Annotated in this window: 18 protein-coding genes; 15 read left to right on the top strand and 3 right to left on the bottom strand. The window is 69.5% G+C overall.

Annotated elements, in window-relative coordinates; translation table 11 throughout:
* Nucleotides 1-71 precede the first annotated feature (71 nt).
* The 6 genes from WDU99_RS08950 to WDU99_RS08925 all read left to right on the top strand — a co-directional run bounded on the left by WDU99_RS08950 (nucleotide 72) and on the right by WDU99_RS08925 (nucleotide 5,110).
* A complete protein-coding gene (locus tag WDU99_RS08950; RefSeq protein ID WP_337332106.1) occupies nucleotides 72-1,862 on the top strand; it encodes a thioredoxin domain-containing protein in 1,791 nt (596 codons plus the stop codon).
* A complete protein-coding gene (locus tag WDU99_RS08945; protein WP_337332105.1) occupies nucleotides 1,859-2,497 on the top strand; it encodes a GyrI-like domain-containing protein in 639 nt (212 codons plus the stop codon). Before WDU99_RS08950 ends, WDU99_RS08945 begins: the two co-directional genes overlap by 4 nt.
* A 32-nt stretch (nucleotides 2,498-2,529) precedes the next feature.
* Nucleotides 2,530-2,766 (top strand): hypothetical protein, encoded by a 237-nt coding sequence (locus WDU99_RS08940; RefSeq protein WP_474199789.1) that lies wholly within the window; start codon nucleotides 2,530-2,532, stop codon nucleotides 2,764-2,766.
* A gap of 77 nt (nucleotides 2,767-2,843) precedes the next feature.
* Nucleotides 2,844-3,758 carry a hypothetical protein gene (locus WDU99_RS08935; RefSeq protein ID WP_337332103.1) on the top strand — a complete coding sequence of 305 codons (915 nt, stop codon included), beginning with the start codon at nucleotides 2,844-2,846 and terminating at the stop codon, nucleotides 3,756-3,758.
* A complete protein-coding gene (locus WDU99_RS08930) occupies nucleotides 3,755-4,102 on the top strand; it encodes a GntR family transcriptional regulator (protein WP_337332102.1) in 348 nt (115 codons plus the stop codon). The genes WDU99_RS08935 and WDU99_RS08930 overlap by 4 nt, the downstream gene beginning before the upstream one ends.
* A gap of 84 nt (nucleotides 4,103-4,186) precedes the next feature.
* On the top strand, nucleotides 4,187-5,110 hold the full coding sequence (locus WDU99_RS08925) for a DUF808 family protein (protein ID WP_337332101.1): 924 nt from the start codon (nucleotides 4,187-4,189) through the stop codon (nucleotides 5,108-5,110).
* Nucleotides 5,111-5,132: 22 nt separating this feature from the next.
* Here the strand turns inward: WDU99_RS08925 and WDU99_RS08920 are convergent, their stop codons facing one another.
* Both WDU99_RS08920 and WDU99_RS08915 read right to left on the bottom strand, forming a co-directional pair.
* Nucleotides 5,133-5,351, bottom strand: a complete 219-nt coding sequence (locus WDU99_RS08920; protein ID WP_337332100.1) for a hypothetical protein — start codon at nucleotides 5,349-5,351, stop codon at nucleotides 5,133-5,135.
* Nucleotides 5,352-5,353: 2 nt separating this feature from the next.
* Nucleotides 5,354-6,910 (bottom strand): dolichyl-phosphate-mannose--protein mannosyltransferase, encoded by a 1,557-nt coding sequence (locus WDU99_RS08915; RefSeq protein WP_337332099.1) that lies wholly within the window; start codon nucleotides 6,908-6,910, stop codon nucleotides 5,354-5,356.
* A gap of 59 nt (nucleotides 6,911-6,969) precedes the next feature.
* Here WDU99_RS08915 and rsmI point away from each other — a divergent pair, with 59 nt between their 5' ends.
* The 5 genes from rsmI to WDU99_RS08890 all read left to right on the top strand — a co-directional run bounded on the left by rsmI (nucleotide 6,970) and on the right by WDU99_RS08890 (nucleotide 11,897).
* The gene (gene rsmI, locus WDU99_RS08910) at nucleotides 6,970-7,785 is read left to right on the top strand and encodes a 16S rRNA (cytidine(1402)-2'-O)-methyltransferase (protein WP_337332098.1); all 816 of its coding nucleotides are present in this window, start codon (nucleotides 6,970-6,972) and stop codon (nucleotides 7,783-7,785) included.
* 1 nt (nucleotide 7,786) lies between these two features.
* Complete coding sequence (locus WDU99_RS08905; protein WP_337332097.1) at nucleotides 7,787-8,428, top strand: class I SAM-dependent methyltransferase; 642 nt, start codon at nucleotides 7,787-7,789, stop codon at nucleotides 8,426-8,428.
* A gap of 302 nt (nucleotides 8,429-8,730) precedes the next feature.
* Nucleotides 8,731-10,323 (top strand): methionine--tRNA ligase, encoded by a 1,593-nt coding sequence (gene metG / locus WDU99_RS08900; RefSeq protein ID WP_337332096.1) that lies wholly within the window; start codon nucleotides 8,731-8,733, stop codon nucleotides 10,321-10,323.
* A gap of 50 nt (nucleotides 10,324-10,373) precedes the next feature.
* A complete protein-coding gene (locus tag WDU99_RS08895; protein WP_337332095.1) occupies nucleotides 10,374-11,288 on the top strand; it encodes a TatD family hydrolase in 915 nt (304 codons plus the stop codon).
* A gap of 24 nt (nucleotides 11,289-11,312) precedes the next feature.
* On the top strand, nucleotides 11,313-11,897 hold the full coding sequence (locus WDU99_RS08890) for a GNAT family N-acetyltransferase (RefSeq protein ID WP_337332094.1): 585 nt from the start codon (nucleotides 11,313-11,315) through the stop codon (nucleotides 11,895-11,897).
* Here WDU99_RS08890 and WDU99_RS08885 read toward each other — a convergent pair.
* A complete protein-coding gene (locus WDU99_RS08885; RefSeq protein WP_337332093.1) occupies nucleotides 11,894-13,156 on the bottom strand; it encodes an MFS transporter in 1,263 nt (420 codons plus the stop codon). The two genes, WDU99_RS08890 and WDU99_RS08885, sit on opposite strands and share 4 nt — an antisense overlap.
* A gap of 58 nt (nucleotides 13,157-13,214) precedes the next feature.
* Between WDU99_RS08885 and rsmA the strand changes: the two genes are divergently transcribed.
* Genes rsmA through WDU99_RS08865 form a run of 4 tightly spaced genes read left to right on the top strand, consistent with a single transcriptional unit; the run spans nucleotide 13,215 to nucleotide 17,566 of the window.
* A complete protein-coding gene (gene rsmA / locus WDU99_RS08880; protein ID WP_337332092.1) occupies nucleotides 13,215-14,096 on the top strand; it encodes a 16S rRNA (adenine(1518)-N(6)/adenine(1519)-N(6))-dimethyltransferase RsmA in 882 nt (293 codons plus the stop codon).
* The gene (mgrA, locus tag WDU99_RS08875; RefSeq protein WP_337332091.1) at nucleotides 14,093-15,157 is read left to right on the top strand and encodes an L-glyceraldehyde 3-phosphate reductase; all 1,065 of its coding nucleotides are present in this window, start codon (nucleotides 14,093-14,095) and stop codon (nucleotides 15,155-15,157) included. Before rsmA ends, mgrA begins: the two co-directional genes overlap by 4 nt.
* A gap of 52 nt (nucleotides 15,158-15,209) precedes the next feature.
* Complete coding sequence (locus WDU99_RS08870; protein ID WP_337332090.1) at nucleotides 15,210-16,142, top strand: 4-(cytidine 5'-diphospho)-2-C-methyl-D-erythritol kinase; 933 nt, start codon at nucleotides 15,210-15,212, stop codon at nucleotides 16,140-16,142.
* A gap of 32 nt (nucleotides 16,143-16,174) precedes the next feature.
* Nucleotides 16,175-17,566 (top strand): threonine/serine exporter family protein, encoded by a 1,392-nt coding sequence (locus tag WDU99_RS08865; protein WP_337332089.1) that lies wholly within the window; start codon nucleotides 16,175-16,177, stop codon nucleotides 17,564-17,566.
* Nucleotides 17,567-17,588: the final 22 nt, after the last annotated feature.

Genomic DNA, 17,588 nt, shown 5'->3' with positions numbered 1-17,588 from the left:
GGTTAATGGGGGTGTCGGCGCGTCATGCCGGGGGCGTGGCGTGACGCGGGCCGGCCGCGTACCGTGAGGGCATGAGCAACCGGCTGGCGCAGACCCGCAGCCCCTACCTGCGCGCGCACGCCGACAACCCGGTCGACTGGCACCCCTGGGGGCAGGAGGCCTTCGACGAGGCGCGCCGGCGTGATGTGCCGCTGCTCATCTCGATCGGCTACTCGACCTGCCACTGGTGCCACGTCATGGCCAGGGAGTCGTTCTCCGATCCCGCGACCGCCGCGCAGCTGAACGCCGACTTCGTGTCGGTGAAGATCGACCGCGAGGAGCACCCCGAGGTCGATGCGGCCTACATGTCGGCCGCGTCGGCGTTCACGCAGAGCCTCGGCTGGCCGCTGACCGTCTTCGCGACGCCCGAGGGGCGCGCCTTCTACGCCGGCACGTACTTCCCGCCCACGGCTCGCGGCGGGATGCCCGCCTTCCGCGACGTGCTGAACGCGGTCACCGATGCGTGGACCCAGCGCCGCGACGAGGTGATGGCATCGTCGGATGCTGTCGCCGCAGCCCTGCGCGATGCGACCGCCCGCGCGCCATCATCCTTGCCGGAAACCGCAGCACTGCGCGCCGCCGCATCGGCGATCCTCGAGCGCGAGGATCGGCTCTTGGGCGGTTTCGGGGGAGCCCCGAAGTTCCCTGTGGCGACCACGTTGCGGTTCCTGCAGCATCCGGTCGCTGCCGGGTCGGATGCTGTCGCGCGTGCCCTCACGGCGATGTCGGGCTCCGAGTTGCGCGATGACGTCGACGGTGGCTTCTTCCGGTACGCCACGCAGCGCGACTGGACGGTGCCGCACTACGAGCGGATGCTGACCGACAACGCTCAGCTGATGGACGTCGCCCTCGACGCGGGGCGCGACGACATCGTCCGCGGCATCGCCGGCTTCCTGCTCGGCGTACTGCGCCTCGGGAGTGGCGGGTTCGGCGCCGCCCAGGACTCGGAGTCGTGGATCGACGGGGAGCGCAGCGAGGGCGGCTATTATCGCCGCGACGCCGCAGAGCGCGCCTCGCTGGAGCCGCCGGCGGTTGACGGCAAGGTGCTCACGGGGTGGAACGGCCTGGCCATCGGGGCGCTCGCCCGCGCGGGGGCACGACTGGAGGAGCCCGACTGGGTGCAGGCCGCTGCGGCGGCAGCATCCGATGTGCTGCGCACCAACCGCGGGGAGCGGGGAGAGCTCGTGCGCTCCTCGCTCGATGGCGCGGCGGCCGACGCCGTCGCCACGACGGCGGACCTCGGGCTGCTGGCCGAGGGGCTGTTCGCGCTCGCGCTGGCATCCGGCGACGCGATGTGGGCGACGCGGGCGCTCGACGTGCTCGCGACCGAGGCGCTGCCCGACCCGGTCCTGACGGCGCAGGGCATCCCCGCCGGAGCCGACGAGAGTGATGGCGATCTGCCGTCGGGCACCTCGGCGCTGGCATCCGCGCACCTGACCGCCTGGCGGCTCGGGGCCGGCGACGCGCATCGCGAGCGCGCTGAGCGGCTGACCGCAGGACTCGTGGGCCGGGCACTGGGGCAGCCCTTCGCTTTCGGATCGCTGCTGCGGGTCGCTGCCGGGCTGATCGAGGCCCCGAGACAGGTCATCGAGGTGGCATCCGATCGCACGGGACCGCTCGCCGAGGCCGCGCTCGCCGCAGATGCCGATGTCGTTGCTGCGATCACCCCCGCGCAGGCGCGGGCTTTCGCCGATGCCGGGTTCGAACTGTTCGACGGCAAGGAGGCGACGGACGGCGTCGTGTACGACTGCCGGGATTTCGTGTGCCGGCTGCCCGTGTCGGATCCGGCGCAGGTGCGCCGCGAGCGGGGAGAGGCAGGATGACGAAGGTCGACCTCAAGAAGGCGCTCGACGGGTATCGGGCGAAGCGCGGTGAGTTCCGCATCGTCGAGATGCCCGAGATGCGCTATCTGATGGTCGACGGGCAGGGCGATCCGAACACCTCGCCGGCGTACACCGCAGCGCTGCAGACGCTGTATCCGGTCGCGTACACCCTGAAGGTCGCCAGCGTGCGGGAACTCGGCTGGGACTATGTCGTCCCGCCCCTGGAGGGACTGTGGTGGGCCGACGACGTGACGGCATTCACCTCGGCGCGTGACAAGTCGCGGTGGCACTGGACGATGATGCTGATGGTGCCGGACTGGGTGCCGCCCGAGCTGGTCGACGCGGCCGTGACGAAGGTCGCGGCGAAGAAGGACGCGCCGGCGCGGCTGCACGACCTGCGGCTGGAGGCGCTGACCGAGGGACTGTGCGTGCAGACGCTGCACGTCGGATCCTTCGATGATGAGGCGCCGGTGCTGGCCGAGATGCACGACCAGTTCATCCCGAATGAGGGGCTGGAGCTGACCGGCACGCACCACGAGGTCTACTTCAGCGACTTCCGCCGCGTCGCGCCGGAGAAGCTGCGCACCCTGCTGCGGCAGCCGGTACGGCCGGTCGGGGGAGAGGATCACTCATGACTGATCTGCGTAATCTGCGAGGGCGTCGAGAGATGATCGAAGCCATCCTCCTGGCAGTCGAGAACGCCGAGCAGGTGATGAGAATCTGCTCGACGGCGGCGGCCGGTGCGGCGGATGAGGCGCTGGCGGACGCGTTCGGAATCAGCGATCTCCAAGCGCAGGCGGTCTTGGACATGCAGATTCGGCGGTTCACGCCTGAGAGGGCGGCTGCCGTGCGAGCCGAGTTGGCCGAGGTGAATCAGCGCATCCGCGATCTGGAAGGGCGATAGAGCCTGGTGTATCAACATCTTGATACACCAGGGGGATTCTGTGTACCATTTGATCAGTACACGGAAGGATGGTGCTCATGGCTGGTGCTGCACTCAGTCTCTATGCTCTGCTCGTCGTGGTCGCCGTCGTCCTCGTCTGGGCGATCACGCACCGTCGTCGCGCCGAGCGAGTGCCGGCGCATCTGGTGCCGGTGATCGCCGCGGCGCGCCGGCGCGCGCTCATCGGTGTGCTGTGCGCGATCGTGGTGTTCCTCGCCGGTGCGATCGCCGCGGTGTCGATGCCGGCTCTGCTCGGCCTGCCGCTCGCGGTGACGCCTCTTCTTGCCGCTGCCGCCGGCCTGGCGCTGTACGCTGCGACCCCGCCGCGCAGCATCACGGTGGCCGATGATCAGCCGCGCACCGCCGGACTGTCCCGGCGTTCGTGGCTGACGGTCATCCCCGGCGGATGGCTGCACGGGTGCCTCGAGATCGTGGTGATCTTCATCGTCGTCCTCGTGTTCTGCGGTCTCACCGCCGATGCCGACGATCAGGGGCGCTCGCGGGCCATCGGGTTCGAGACCGCCGATCAGGCGTCGTCGTCCAGCCCGTACCCGGGCTGGTTCTACGGCATCCCGGCGCTGATCGCGCTCGCCGTGCTCGTGGCGGCGGTGGTCGTCGCGCTGCAGCGGATCGGCGCGACGGCGGCGTTCCCGAGTCCTGACGACTCTGATGCTGACGCGCAGTGGCGGCGGGCCTCAGCATCCGTCGTCCTGTCGCTCGCGACCGGCGCGGTGCTCTTCTCTCTGGGCGGAATCGCGTTGATGGCCGGCTTGACCATGAACAACGCGATCATCGACGGGGTCACGCCGGTGGTCTGGGACGTCGTCGCCGATGTGCTGGTGATCTCGGGCATCCTCTCCCTCGTCCTCAGCGTCGTGGCGGTCACACTGGCTGCACTCACCGCCTTCACGATCGGCGACCGCGTCGTGCGCGTCGAGGGAGCTCGGCGATGATCATCGTCGACCCGGCCGGCGCGCTCGCCCCGTACGAGCAGATCCGCGTGCAGCTGGCCGACGGCATCCGATCGGGTGAACTCGGCGACGGGCATCGACTGCCGTCGATCCGGCAGCTCGCCGGCGACCTGAGGGTCGCCGCGGGCACGGTCGCCAAGGCGTACGCGCTGCTCGAAGAGGAGGGGCTCGTCGAGACGAGCCGCGCGACGGGCACGCGCGTGGCGGCGGGACAGGCGCATTCGGATGCTGTGCACGAGGCGGCCCGCGCGTTCGCCACGGCCGCGGAAGGGCTGTCGCTGGAGCAGGCGCTCGGCGCGGTCCGCGCGGTCTGGGCCACGCGCTGAGGCACACGCACGACTCCCGCGCCCAGTAGTCTTATCGCCTGCGGTGCGCCACTTCTGCTCACGCGCTGCGGGGAAGGAACCCACATGTCGGTTGGTCTGCTGGCGGTCGTCGACGACATTCTCAGCGCTGCTCTGAAGGCATCGTCGAAGGCGGCCGGCGTCGTGATCGACGATGCCGCCGTGACGCCGCAGTACGTGCAGGGACTCACACCCGCGCGCGAGCTGCCGGTCGTCGGCAAGATCGCGCTCGGGTCGATCGGTAACAAGTTCCTGATCATCATCCCGATCGCGCTGCTGCTGACCACGTTCGCCCCCTGGGTGCTGCCGTACCTGCTGATCATCGGCGGAACGTATCTGTGCTTCGAGGGTGCCGAGAAGGTGCTGGAGTGGTTCGGCTTCGGGCACGGTCATGCCGATGAGGGCGAGCGCAACGAGAACAGGCTGATCTGGGGCGCCATCCGCACCGACCTGATCCTCTCCACCGAGATCATGCTCATCTCGCTCGCGAACCTCGACAAGGGCATGGGGCTGTGGCAGACGCTCGGCGTACTGGCGGTCATCGCCGTGCTGATGACGCTCGCCGTCTACGGAGCGGTCGCGCTGCTGGTGAAGATCGACGACGTCGGCCTGAAGATGGCGAAGAACCCGGTGCGGCGCATCCGCCACACCGGAACGCGCATCGTTCGCTCCATGCCGACGGTGTTCCGCGTGATCAGTGTGATCGGCACCGTCGCGATGCTGTGGGTCGGCGGTCACCTCGTCGTCGTCAACCTCGGCGAGGTCGGGCTGCACTGGCTCGCTGACCTGTTGCACGGTGTGGAAGACCTGCTCGCCGCCTTCGGCGGCTTCGTCGTGTGGCTCGGCGGGACGGCCCTGTCGGCGGTGGTAGGCCTCATCGTCGGGCTGGTCGTCGTCGGCGTCGTGCTCGGGATCGGTCGGATGCTGGGCAGGAAGCCGAGCTTCGACGAGGGGCACGCCAAGCCGTCGGTGGCCTCGGACGCGCACTGAGCGCGCCTCGGCAACGCCTGCGTCAGCGCTGGTTGCGCGGATGCTGCCGGGCTGAGCGTTCGTTGCCGCGACGATAGTTGCCGGTCACGCGCGCCATCAGCAGCTGCGGGTCCTCGGTCTCGACCCGGCTGAGGAAATCCGTCGCCTTCTGGCCGCGAAGGGTGGCGGCGCGGATGCCGTGGTGCAGGATGACCACATCGTCTCCTCTGACGAAGTGCTCGAAGCCATGGGGTGCGGGCATGATCAGATCCACCCCGGCAGCCAGTTGTGGATGAGCCAGAAGTCATAGGGCACGCTCATGCCCGTCCACACCGGGTAGTAGAACGCCGAGACCAGCACGGTCACGACGAGGAACACCGCGACTGTGCGCTGCCCCGCCTGGCGTCGGTGCAGGGGATCGTCGGCGCGGCCGGCGAGCTCGCGCAGCGCGATGGCGAGGGCGATCACGAGGAACGGCATCATCACCACCGTGTAGAACTGGAAGATCGTGCGGTTCGGCACCAGCAGCCACGGCACATAGGTGGCCAGCAGGCCGATCAGCGGGTAGGTGAGCAGCGGACCGACCGGCGAGCGCTCGATGAGCCCGCGGATGAACCGGTAGAACAGGTACACGCTGGCGGCCACGGCGCCGTACCAGATCAGCGGATTCGGCACCGACGAGATCACCGCGATGCAGTGGTCGGTGCCGCACGGAGCCGGATCATCCGCCACCCAGATCGCCGTCGGGCGCATCAGCAGCGGCCACTGCCACGCCGGGCTCGCGTACGGGTGCGGGCTGGCGAGACCCACGTGGAAGCCCAGCATCGACGCGTGATAGTTCCACAGGGCGATCAGCGGGTTCGCGTGCGCCCCACGGTCATAGCCGCCGGCCGTCACCAGCCATCCGGTCCACGACGCCAGATAGGTGAGCAGCGCCGGTCCGACCAGCAGAGCGAACGACACCAGACCCTGACGGAACACGGCATCCGTCGGCCAGAGGGCGATGCCCGCGCGTCGCCGCGCCAGCGCATCGGTGATCACGACGTAGAGACCCAGAACGGCCAGGGCGTACAGACCCGACCACTTCACCGCCGACGCGGCTCCGAGGGCGATGCCGGCCGCGATCAGCCACGGACGCGCCCAGATCACGGGGCCCATCATCCGCGGGCCCGCTTCGGTCGCTTCGACGCCCTCGACCCGAGGCAGGGTGCGGTCGCGATCCAGCAGCACGAAAAGGAAGCCGAGGGTGATGAAGAAGGTGAGGATGCCATCGAGCAGCGCGAGCCGGCTCATCACGATCCCCACGCCGTCGATGGCGAGCAGGCCTCCCGCGATCGTGGCGACCGCGTGCGAGCGGGTCAGGCGCAGGGCGATCAGGTACACGAGCAGCACTGTGAGCGCGCCGAGCAGCGCTGTCGTCACACGCCAGCCGAAGCTCGAGCCGGGGCCCATCAGAACCATGCCCAGTCCGATGATCCACTTGCCCAGCGGCGGGTGCACCACGTACGAGCCCTCGGTCTGCAGCCCGGAGTCATCGCCCCCGGGCAGCTGCGTGTTCGCGTCGTCACCCCACTGGCCCTCGTATCCGAGGTTCCACAGCGACCAGGCGTCTTTGACGTAGTACGTCTCGTCGAACATGATCTCGTGCGGGTGCGAGAGGTTCACGAGGCGCAGCGCGGCAGCCAGCAGGGTGATCAGGGTCGGGGCGAGCCAGGCCAGCATCCGCGCCCTCGCGGCGTCCGCCGTCGCGGCGGCGCTCAGCCGTTCCCACAATGTTGCGCGCGTCTCGAGCGGTGGCAGCAGCGAGGGGGACGAGGTCACAGGATCAGCCTAGGCATTCGGGCCGGGATCAGTGCGGCGGCGCCGCCTAAGCTGGTCGGATGATCATCCTCGCGGCGACTCCGATCGGCAATCTCGGCGACGCGTCGCGGCGGCTGATCGAGGTGCTCGAGAACGCCGAGGTCGTCGCAGCCGAAGACACCCGCACGACGCAGCGGCTGCTGCAGGCGCTGCAGATCGAGAACCGTCCGCGGCTGATCGCCCTGCACGATCACAACGAGAAGCACAAGGCCGCCGAGCTGGCCGAGCTGGCTGAGCAGCAGGACGTCGTCGTGGTCAGCGACGCCGGGATGCCTGCCGTGAGCGACCCCGGCTACGGACTCGTCGCCGCCGCGGTCGAGCGCGGCGTGACCGTCACGGCGATCCCTGGGCCGAGTGCGGTGCTGATGGCGCTCGCCATCTCGGGAATGCCCACCGACCGGTTCACGTTCGAGGGGTTCCTGCCGCGCAAGCCGGGGGAGCGGCGGCAGACCCTTCGCATGCTGGCATCCGAGCCACGCACGATGGTGTTCTTCGAGTCGCCGGCGCGGCTGGCATCCGCTCTCGCCGACATCGGCGCCGCGTTCGGCGACGACCGACGCATCGCCGTCTGCCGCGAACTCACCAAGTTCTATGAAGAGGTGCGGCGGGGCACGGCGTCCGAGCTCGTGGAATGGGCCGAGCAGGGCGTGAAGGGTGAGATCGTGATCGTTGTCTCCGGCGCCGCCGCCGCCGCGGTCTCCGCAGAGGACGCCCTCGCGCAGGTGCAGGCACTCGTGGCATCCGGAACCCGTCTGAAGGACGCGACCGCTGAGGTCGCCGCCGCCACGGGCCTGTCGTCCCGCGACCTGTACCAGGCCGCGCTCGCCGCCCGCTGACATGCCGGATTCCGAGATCGCGGCGGCGTACGGTGCGCGGGCGGGGGAGTACATCGCGCTCGCCGGAGACCTTGAACAGATGGCTGAAGAGGACCGTGCGCTGATCGCGGGCTGGCGGGATGCCACGACGGGCCGACTGCTGGATGCCGGGTGCGGGCCTGGCCATTGGGCGCAGTTCCTGCACGCGGGTGACTCGCCTCAGAGCGGATCGGCAGGCGGATCCCGCGCCGTGCTGGGCATCGACCTGTCGGCGGAGTTCATCGCCAACGCACGGTCGCGCTATCCGCACCTGGAGTTCGTCGAGGGCTCGTTCACCGAGCTGCCCGTCGCCGATGCGTCGCACGGCGGCATCCTCGCCTGGTATTCACTGATCCACACCCCGCCCGAGGAACTGCCCCCGGTCTTCGCCGAGTTCGCCCGCGTGCTGGCGCCCGGCGGCAGCGTCCTGATCGGCTTCTTCGACGGCACCCCGCGCGAGCAGTTCGCCCACGCCGTCACGACCGCCTACTTCTGGACCTCGGATGCCCTCGCCGAACTGCTCGAATCCGCGGGCTTCACGGTGACAGCATCCGAACGTCGCGGTCGCGCCCCCGGTGAGGTCAGCATCCGCCCGCACGCCTCTCTCACCGCCGCCCGGCGCTGACCACTGCTCGTCACCGGACGCTTCGCGCGGATTTGTACACCACGCGCGGACGAATTCCCGGAATCCATCCGCGCGAAGCGCACATTCCCGCGTGGGGTGTACACACGCGTCCTTCGTCTCGCTGGAGTTCGCTCAAGAACCGGTCTCCGGTGAGGGCGCAGGGATGCCGCCGAAGCGAGCATTGGGGAGGAGCGAAGCGGAGGGGCCCCACTCTGCGAGCGGCGGCGGCATCCCGGAGCCCGCCCGTACCAGTAGCAGTCACGAAGCCGAACCCGCCCGCGTTCCCGCCTAGAATCGACAGCATGCCCGCAGGCGATTCCTTCTACATCACCACGCCCATCTACTACCCGTCCGATGTGCCGCACATCGGCCACGGGTACACGACGGTGGCCGTCGACACGCTGTCGCGGTGGCACCGCCAGGCAGGGGACGACACCTGGATGCTCACCGGCACCGATGAGCACGGTCAGAAGATGCTCCGCGCCGCTGCGGCGAACAACGTCACCCCGCAGGAGTGGGTCGACCGTCTCGTGGGCGAGAGCTGGTTCCCGCTGCTGAAGACGCTCGACGTCGCCAATGACGACTTCATCCGCACCACGCAGGAGCGGCACGAGAAGAACGTGCAGGTGTTCTTCCAGAAGCTGTACGACGCGGGCTACATCTACGCCGGCGAGTACGAGGCGCTGTACTGCGTGGGCTGTGAGGAGTTCAAGCCCGACTCCGAGATCGTCGACGGCACCGGTCCGTTCGAGGGCCTGAAGGTCTGCGCGATCCACTCGAAGCCGCTGGAGCTGCTGCAGGAGAAGAACTACTTCTTCAAGCTCAGCGAGTTCCAGGACCGTCTGCTCGAGCTGTACAAGACCCAGCCCGATTTCGTGCGCCCCGACTCCGCGCGCAACGAGGTCGTCTCGTTCGTCAGCCAGGGTCTGAAGGACCTCTCGATCTCGCGCTCGACCTTCGACTGGGGCATCCCGCTGCCGTGGGACGAGTCGCACGTCATCTACGTCTGGGTCGATGCGCTGCTGAACTACGCCACCGCCGTCGGCTACGGCGAGGACCAGCAGAACTTCGACCGCCGCTGGCCCGCACACCACGTGGTCGGCAAGGACATCCTGCGCTTCCACGCGGTGATCTGGCCGGCCATGCTGATGGCCGCCGGTGTCGACGTACCGAAGGGGGTCTTCGCCCACGGCTGGCTTCTCGTCGGCGGCGAGAAGATGTCGAAGTCGAAGCTCACCGGCATCGCGCCGACCGAGATCACCGATGTGTTCGGCTCGGACGCGTACCGCTACTACTTCCTGTCGGCCATCGCGTTCGGCCAGGACGGCTCGTTCTCGTGGGAGGACCTGTCGGCCCGCTACCAGGCCGAGCTCGCGAACGGCTTCGGCAACCTCGCGTCGCGCACGGTCGCGATGATCGAGAAGTACTTCGACGGTGTCGTGCCGGCTGCGGCCGGGTACAACGAGCGCGACCTCGAGATCCAGAAGACGGTGGCGGATGCTGCGAAGGGGGCGGATGCGGCGATAGAGCAGTTCCGCATCGACGAGGCCATCGACGCGATCTGGACGATCGTCGACCAGCTCAACCACTACATCACCGAGAACGAGCCCTGGGGGCTCGCCAAGCAGGCAGACGGCGGAGACCAGGCTCAGCGTGAGCGCCTCGGCACCGTGCTGTACACCTGCGCGGAGGGCCTGCGCGCGCTGGCCGTGCTGCTGTCGCCGGTGATGCCGCAGTCGACCGCGAAGCTGTGGGATGCCCTCGGCGTCGCCGGCTCGCTGGGGGAGCTCACGGCGCAGCCGATCCGCGAGGCCGGTGCGTGGGGTGCGCTGAAGCCGGGGACGACGGTCTCGACGCTGGCCCCGCTGTTCCCGCGCGTGGAGCAGACCGCCTGAGTGCGCCTTCCCGGTCGTTGAGCGAAGAGCGCAGCGAGGAGACGAAACGCGTGACAGACACCTATGTCCAGGAGCGCTCGACGAAGGGGCGCAAGGATCTGAGCTACCCGGCTGCCCCTGAGCCGCTGACCGTGCCGGTGTACGATAACCACGCGCACCTCGAGATCACCGATGGCCCTTCGACAGGCTCAGGGACTCAGGGGCTGACCCTGACGGAGCAGCTCGATCGCGCCCAGGCGGTGGGGGTGGCCGGTGTCGTGCAGGCGTCGGGCGATATCGAGTCGTCGCGATGGGCGGTGGATGCTGCAGCATCCGACAGCCGCGTGCTCGCCGCCGTCGCGATCCACCCCAACGATGCGCCCACGTATGCGGCCGAGGGGAGCCTCGACGAGGCGATCGCTGTCATCGACGAGCTCGCCGCGCATCCGCGCACGCGGGCGATCGGCGAGACGGGGCTGGACTACTTCCGCACGCCGGACGCCGCGGTGGCCGGCTCGCGCGACCGCGCCGCACAGCACGAGTCGTTCGAGGCGCACATCGGGCTGGCGAAGAAGCACGGCATCGCCATGCAGATCCATGACCGTGATGCGCACGATGACGTCCTCGAGACGCTCGCGCGCGTCGGGGCGCCTGAGCGCACGGTGTTCCACTGCTTCTCGGGTGACGAGCCGATGGCGCGGGTCGCGGCGGATGCCGGTTACTACCTGTCGTTCGCGGGGAACATCACCTTCAAGAATGCGCAGAACCTGCGCGATGCGCTGGCTGTGACGCCGCTGGACCGCATCCTCGTCGAGACGGATGCCCCGTTCCTCACACCCGTGCCGCTGCGCGGCCGACCCAACGCGCCGTACCTCGTGCCGATCACGGTGCGGTTCATGGCAACCGAGCTCAGCATCGACGTCGATGAGCTGTGCACGCAGCTCGCTGCGAACACGCTCGCGGTCTACGGCTCGTTCAGCGACTGACCGAGTCGCCGCTACGCTTGCCGGGTGCGCTTCGACGAACCGATCACCCTGCAGGACGACCACGTGCGGCTCGAGCCGCTGGACCACGTCCATGCCGATGATCTCGCGCGCGCGGCGACGACGCTTTCGCACGCCTGGTACACGTCGGTTCCGAACGCCGATCAGGTTCCGGCGGAGATCGACGGGCGCCGTGCCCTGCACACCGACGGCATGATGAACCCGTTCGCCGTGCGGAGGCGGTCCACGGGCGAGGTGGTGGGCATGACCACCTACTGCAACATCGACCAGCCGAACCGTCGCGTCGAGATCGGATACACCTGGCTCAGCGCCGACGCGCACGGCACCGAGGTCAACCCCGCGATGAAGCGCCTCATGCTCGCGCACGCGTTCGAGGCGTGCGAGGCGATCGCCGTCACGTTCATGACGCACTTCCACAATCGTCAGTCCCGCGCGGCGATCGAGCGCCTCGGTGCGAAGCTCGACGGAGTGCTGCGCAATCACCGGATCTCGCCGGGCGGCTCGCTGCGCGACACGGTGGTCTATTCGATCCTTCCGCACGAGTGGCCCGCGGTGCGGAACGGGCTCGATGCCCGGCTCGCACGGTTCTAAGCGTCGGGCTCGGCCTGCTCGAGCACCGGCTTCGCGTTCACGATGTGCGAGATCGGACGCCAGACCAGCAGCAGCGTGACCGCCGCGCCGGCGAACGCGAACCACCAGGGCGCCGTGAGACCCCAGGTCTGGGCGATCACGCCGCCGAGCGCCTGGCCGATGACCATGCCGCCGAAGACGCCCACCATGTTCACCGACGCCACGCGACCCTGCAGCTCCGGCGGCACCAGGCGCTGGCGCACGGTGGTCGAGATGGTGCCCCACACGAACGCGTAGAAGCCGAAGCCCGCCATGATCACCAGCGCCACCCACCCGGTGGTCGTCAGGGCGAAGGCGAGGTGCATCAGAACCTCGAGCGACAGACACGCGCGCATCATGGTGGCGAACGAGACGTGCCGCTCGAGCCAGCCGAAGCTGACGGTGGCGAGCAGACCTCCGGCGGCGGATGCTGTGGTGAGCGCACCGAAGCCGACCGCTCCCATGTTCAGGTGGTCGGTGGCGTAGAGCACCAGCACGCCCCAGGGCGCCGCCCAGGTGACGTTGAAGGTGAGGATGATCAGCACCAGCATCCGCACGGGCGGGTTGCGCCACATCCAGCGCACCCCCTCGGCGATGTCGGTGTGCACGGCGGGCGGCTTGTCGGCTCCTGAGGCGCGCGCCGGAACCGGTGTCGCGGCCATCCGCGACACGAGCACGATCGCGAGCGTCACGCAGAGCACCTCGAGCAGGAACGGCCACGCGGCTCCCGCGGCGAACAGAAAGGCGCCCAGCGGGGGCCCTGCGAACTGGTTCGCGACCAGGTACCCGGCCTGCAGCCGCGCGTTGCCGATGCCGAGGTCGGCAGGCCGGACCAGCATCGGCAGCAGGGTGCTGGCCGTGGTGTCGACGAACACCTCGGCCGTGCCGTACAGGAAGGCGACGGCCAGCACGATCCAGATGTTCGCCGTGCCGGTGAGCAGGAAGACGCACAGCGCGGCGAGCACGACCGCCCGCGCCGCGTTGGCGAACATCACCAGCCGGCGGCGGTCGAAGCGATCGGCGATAGCCCCCGCGTGCAGACCGAACAGCAGCCATGGCAGGAACTGCAGCACCGCGCCGGAGGCCACCAGGATCGGCGATGAGGTCATCGAGGCGATCAGCAGCGGCGCGGCGGCCAGCGCGACACCGTCGCCGATGTTGCTCGTCCACGACGACGCCAGCAGCCAGCGGAAGTCACGGCCCATCCGGCGTGGTGCGATGAGCTCTCCGAGTGCGGTCACCCGCTTGATCTTAGGGGCGGGCACCGACGGGCGATGGCTTATGCGGAAGAATGTCACCATGACCGTCTCACTGCTCGGCGCCACCGAGATCCGCAGGCTCGCCGCCGAGCTCGACGTCACCCCCACCAAGAAGCTGGGGCAGAACTTCGTCGTCGACGCGAACACCGTCCGCAAGATCGTGCACGCCGCCGGCGTCGAACCGGGGGAGCGGGTGGTCGAGATCGGCCCAGGGCTGGGGTCGCTCACCCTCGCGATCCTCGAGGCCGGGGCATCCGTCACCGCCGTCGAGATCGATCACCGCCTCGCCGAGCGGCTGCCGCACACGGCCGCCGAGCGCGGGGTCGCCGACGGCGCGCTGACGGTGGTGGATGCCGACGCGATGCAGGTCACCGAACTGCCGGGCGACCCGACGATCCTGGTCGCCAACCTGCCGTACAACGTCTCGGTGCCGGTGCTGCTGCACTTCCTGGAGACCTTCCCCGACCTGCAGCGCGGGGTCGTGATGGTGCAGGCAGAGGTCGCCGAGCGACTGGCGGCGAAGCCAGGGTCGAAGATCTACGGTGCTCCGAGCGTCAAGGCCGCCTGGTACGGGCCGTGGCAGCTTCGTGGCACCGTGTCGCGGCAGGTCTTCTGGCCCGTGCCCAACGTCGACAGCCTGCTGGTCGGCTTCGTGCGAGACGCCGAGCCGCGGGGCGGCGAAGACGAGCGGCGCCGCACCTTCCGGATCGTGGATGCCGCCTTCAACCAGCGTCGCAAGATGCTGCGCCAGGCGCTGTCGGGCCTGTTCGGAAGCTCGGCGGCAGCATCCGAGGTCCTGGAGTCGGCCGGCGTCGCACCGACCGCGCGCGGCGAGGACCTCACCGTCGACGACTACCATCGCATCGCCCTCGTCGCCCCGGCGACGCCTGTCAGCGCCGATGCGGATACTCTGGCACCGTGACCGAACCGCGTTTTCAGCCTCACGTCCCCGAGATCCACCGACCGTACGTCGCCGCGGCCGACCGCTATCAGCGGTTCGAATACCGTCAAGTGGGCTCGTCGGGGCTGTATCTGCCGCCGATCTCGCTCGGCCTGTGGTGGAACTTCGGCGACAACATCCCGCTCGACAACCAGCGTGCGCTGCTGCGCCACGCGTTCGACAACGGCATCACGCACTTCGACCTGGCCAACAACTACGGCCCGCCGTACGGCTCGGCCGAGAAGAACTTCGGCCGCATCTTCGCCGAGGACTTCGCGCCGTACCGCGACGAACTGATCATCTCGTCGAAGGCCGGCTGGGACATGTGGCCCGGGCCGTACGGCGACCTCGGCAGCCGCAAGTACATCCTCGCCAGCGCCGAGCAGTCGCTCACCCGCATGGGCCTCGACTACGTCGACATCTTCTACTCGCACCGCGTCGATCCGGTGACCCCGGTCGAGGAGACCATCGGCGCGCTCGACACGCTCGTGCGCCAGGGCAAGGCGCTCTACGTCGGCATCTCGTCGTACAGCGCCGAGCGCACCGAGGCGGCGATGGCGGTCGCCCGCGATCTGGGCACGCCGCTGGTGATCCACCAGCCGTCGTACTCGATCCTGAACCGCTGGGTTGAAGACGGCCTCACCGACGTGCTGCGCACCGAGGGCGTCGGCGCGATCGCCTTCACCCCGCTCGCGCAGGGGCTGCTCACCGGCAAGTACCTCGCCGACGGCACCGCAGAGCGCGCCCAGAAGCGCGGTTCGCTGCCCGACAAGCCCCTCTCGGAAGAGGGACTGGCCGTGCTGCGCGGACTGAACGAGATCGCCGTCGAGCGCGGCCAGAGCCTGGCGCAGATGGCGCTGCAGTGGGTGCTGCGCGACCCGGTGGTGGTATCGGCGCTGATCGGCGCCTCGCGACCCGAGCAGCTCGACGAGAACATCGCCGCGGTGAACGGCCCCGCCTTCAGTGACGAGGAGCTGACCGCGATCGATGCGCTCTCGCACGGTATCGATGTGAACCTGTGGGCCGTGTCGTCGGACCTGTGATCAGGATCGGGGAATCGCGATGCGGTGTACTGAGCGAGCGGAGTGAGTCGAAGTGAGCACGGCACGATCGGCGGATGCCGTGCACGTGCGCGCCCCGGGGAAGATCAACGTGTACCTGGGCGTCGGGCCCAGGCACGACGACGGCTACCACTCGCTCGCCACGGTCTTCCAGGCGGTGTCGCTGTACGAGGACGTCTACGCCCACCCGTCCGACGGCTTCTCGCTCGAGATCCACGGTGATGTGGACGTCGGCGATGTGCCCACCGACGACCGCAATCTGGCCATGCGGGCGGCGAAGCTGCTGGCGCAGACGGCAGGGGTCACCACTGGCGTGCATCTCGAGATCCGCAAGGGGGTGCCCGTCGCGGGCGGGATGGGCGGCGGCTCGGCCGACGCCGCGGCGGCGCTGGTGGCCTGCGATGCCCTGTGGGGCACCGAACTGGGTGTGCACGGCCTGCACGAGCTCGCCACCCGACTGGGTGCCGACGTGCCCTTCGCACTGCACGGGGGTACCGCGTTGGGTGCCGGACGCGGCGACGAGCTGACACCGGCACTGGCACGGGGACGATTCGACTGGGTGCTGGTGACCAGCGCCGACGGTCTCTCGACCCCCGAGATCTACGGCCGCCTCGACGCGCTGCGCGCGCACGGCGAGGCGCTCGCCGATGCCCCCCCGCTGTCGCTGGACGTGCCCGTCGCGGTGCTGCAGGCGCTGCGCGCGGGGGATGCCACGGCGCTCGCCCCGGTGATGTTCAACGACCTCGAGCGGGCCGCGATCGACGGCCGGCCCGATCTCGAGCTCGCGCTCGCCGACGGAGTGCGGTTCGGCGCGCTGTCGGGCATCGTGTCGGGATCCGGACCCACGATCGCCTTCCTCTGTGCGGGCCCCGACGTCGCCCGCACGGTGCAGCAGGAGCTGCAGGCGACCGGCCGCACCGCGCTGCACGTGCACGGCCCCGTGGCGGGCGCCCGACTGATGGGTTGAGCCGTGGCCGAGCATCCTGTGAGGATGGGGTGATGGCTGCACGGAAGAACTGGCGTGTGCGCATCGCCGAGGCGATCCATGTCGACGCGGCCTCGCGCCCCGAGACGCAGGCGATCCTGTCGATCGACGAGATGCACGCGCGTCGCGTGATCGATCTGTCGATGCGCATCGCCGAAGCGCTGATCGCCGTCGGGGCCGCTGCCAACGAGGTGGTGCTCTCGGTCACCCGGGTCACCGCGGCATTCGGCATCCGACCGGTGCACGTCGACATCACCTTCAACTCGATCGCTGTCTCGTACCACGGCGATGAGTCCGACCTGCCGTTCACGCTGATCCGGGTGGTGCGCGCTCCGGTGCCCGACCATGCCAAGCTGCAGCAGCTGCAGGCCCTCGTCGCCGACATCGAGGCCGGGCTCGACCTCGGCGAGGCGCGGATCCGCTTCCACGTCATCCGCCGCACGCCGTTCCGGTATCGCCCCGCCGTGATCGTGCTGGCGCAGGGGCTGCTCGCCGTCGGCGTGTGCCTGCTGTACGGGGCGTCGTGGATGACGACGCTGGTGGCGCTGCTCGCCGCCTGCGGCGCCGCGCTGACACAGCGGTGGATGGCGCGGATGCACGTGCCGTTCTTCTTCTCGCAGGCCGGGGGAGCGCTGGTGGTGACGGCGTTCGCCGCCGCAGCGAACGCCCTGCGTGTGAACGGTGTCCCCCTCTTCGACGACGCGAGCCCCGGCATCATCGTGGCGGCAGGGATCGTGCTGATGCTCGCCGGGATGTCGGTGGTGGCGGCCGCTCAGGACGCGATCGACGGCTTCGCGCTGACCGCCGGCGGGCGCATCCTCGATCTCGCGCTGCTGACTCTCGGAGTCGTCATCGGCATCGTGGGCGGGGTCTCGCTGGCGCAGCGCGTCGGTCTGGGCATCCCGCTCTCGACGGACCCGCCGACGCTGGGTCCGGTGGCCATGCAGGTCGCCGGAGTCGTGCTGATCGCCGTCACCGTCGCCGTATGGAACGGCGCCGCCGGACGCACCATCCTCGTCTCGGCGCTGCTGGGCAGCATCGCCTGGGGCGGCTTCAGCGCGGCTGTCGCAGCCGGCATCGGCGTGCCGCTGGCCAGTGCCGTCGGTGCGCTGATCGCGAGCTTCGTCGGCACTCTCGTGGCGCACCGTCTGCACGTCCCCTCCATCGCCGTGACGACCGCGGCGATCGTGCCGATGGTGCCCGGATCGGTGGTCTACCGCGGGCTGCTCGGCATCGTGGAGGCCGAAGGCGACGTCACAGGCCTGATCCTGGGATTCTCGGAGCTGTTCCAGGCCGGAGCGATCGGACTCGCGCTGGCCTCCGGTGCGTCTCTCGGACTCTTCCTCGGCGCACCGGTGCGCGACACCCTGCAGAGTGTGGTGCGCCGACGCGGGCGCATCCGCTGACCGGCATGGCCCGGCACCGACC

It is taken from the genome of Microbacterium bandirmense (assembly GCF_037204185.1).
GTDB classification, from domain to species: Bacteria; Actinomycetota; Actinomycetes; order Actinomycetales; family Microbacteriaceae; genus Microbacterium; species Microbacterium bandirmense.
The sequence above is the reverse complement of the archived record's forward strand: the minus strand, read 5'-3'. Positions and strand labels throughout refer to the sequence as shown.

What these genes read in the sequence shown, in the direction of transcription:
- WDU99_RS08905 (WP_337332097.1), top strand. Translation starts at nt 7,787, where the DNA reads ATGCCGGATTCCGAGATCGCGGCGGCGTACGGTGCGCGGGCGGGGGAG.
- WDU99_RS08865 (WP_337332089.1), top strand. Translation starts at nt 16,175, where the DNA reads ATGGCTGCACGGAAGAACTGGCGTGTGCGCATCGCCGAGGCGATCCAT.
- WDU99_RS08920 (WP_337332100.1), bottom strand. Translation starts at nt 5,351, where the DNA reads ATGCCCGCACCCCATGGCTTCGAGCACTTCGTCAGAGGAGACGATGTG.
- WDU99_RS08940 (WP_474199789.1), top strand. Translation starts at nt 2,530, where the DNA reads ATGATCGAAGCCATCCTCCTGGCAGTCGAGAACGCCGAGCAGGTGATG.
- WDU99_RS08935 (WP_337332103.1), top strand. Translation starts at nt 2,844, where the DNA reads ATGGCTGGTGCTGCACTCAGTCTCTATGCTCTGCTCGTCGTGGTCGCC.
- WDU99_RS08950 (WP_337332106.1), top strand. Translation starts at nt 72, where the DNA reads ATGAGCAACCGGCTGGCGCAGACCCGCAGCCCCTACCTGCGCGCGCAC.
- WDU99_RS08930 (WP_337332102.1), top strand. Translation starts at nt 3,755, where the DNA reads ATGATCATCGTCGACCCGGCCGGCGCGCTCGCCCCGTACGAGCAGATC.
- WDU99_RS08945 (WP_337332105.1), top strand. Translation starts at nt 1,859, where the DNA reads ATGACGAAGGTCGACCTCAAGAAGGCGCTCGACGGGTATCGGGCGAAG.
- metG (WP_337332096.1), top strand. Translation starts at nt 8,731, where the DNA reads ATGCCCGCAGGCGATTCCTTCTACATCACCACGCCCATCTACTACCCG.
- rsmA (WP_337332092.1), top strand. Translation starts at nt 13,215, where the DNA reads ATGACCGTCTCACTGCTCGGCGCCACCGAGATCCGCAGGCTCGCCGCC.
- WDU99_RS08925 (WP_337332101.1), top strand. Translation starts at nt 4,187, where the DNA reads ATGTCGGTTGGTCTGCTGGCGGTCGTCGACGACATTCTCAGCGCTGCT.
- rsmI (WP_337332098.1), top strand. Translation starts at nt 6,970, where the DNA reads ATGATCATCCTCGCGGCGACTCCGATCGGCAATCTCGGCGACGCGTCG.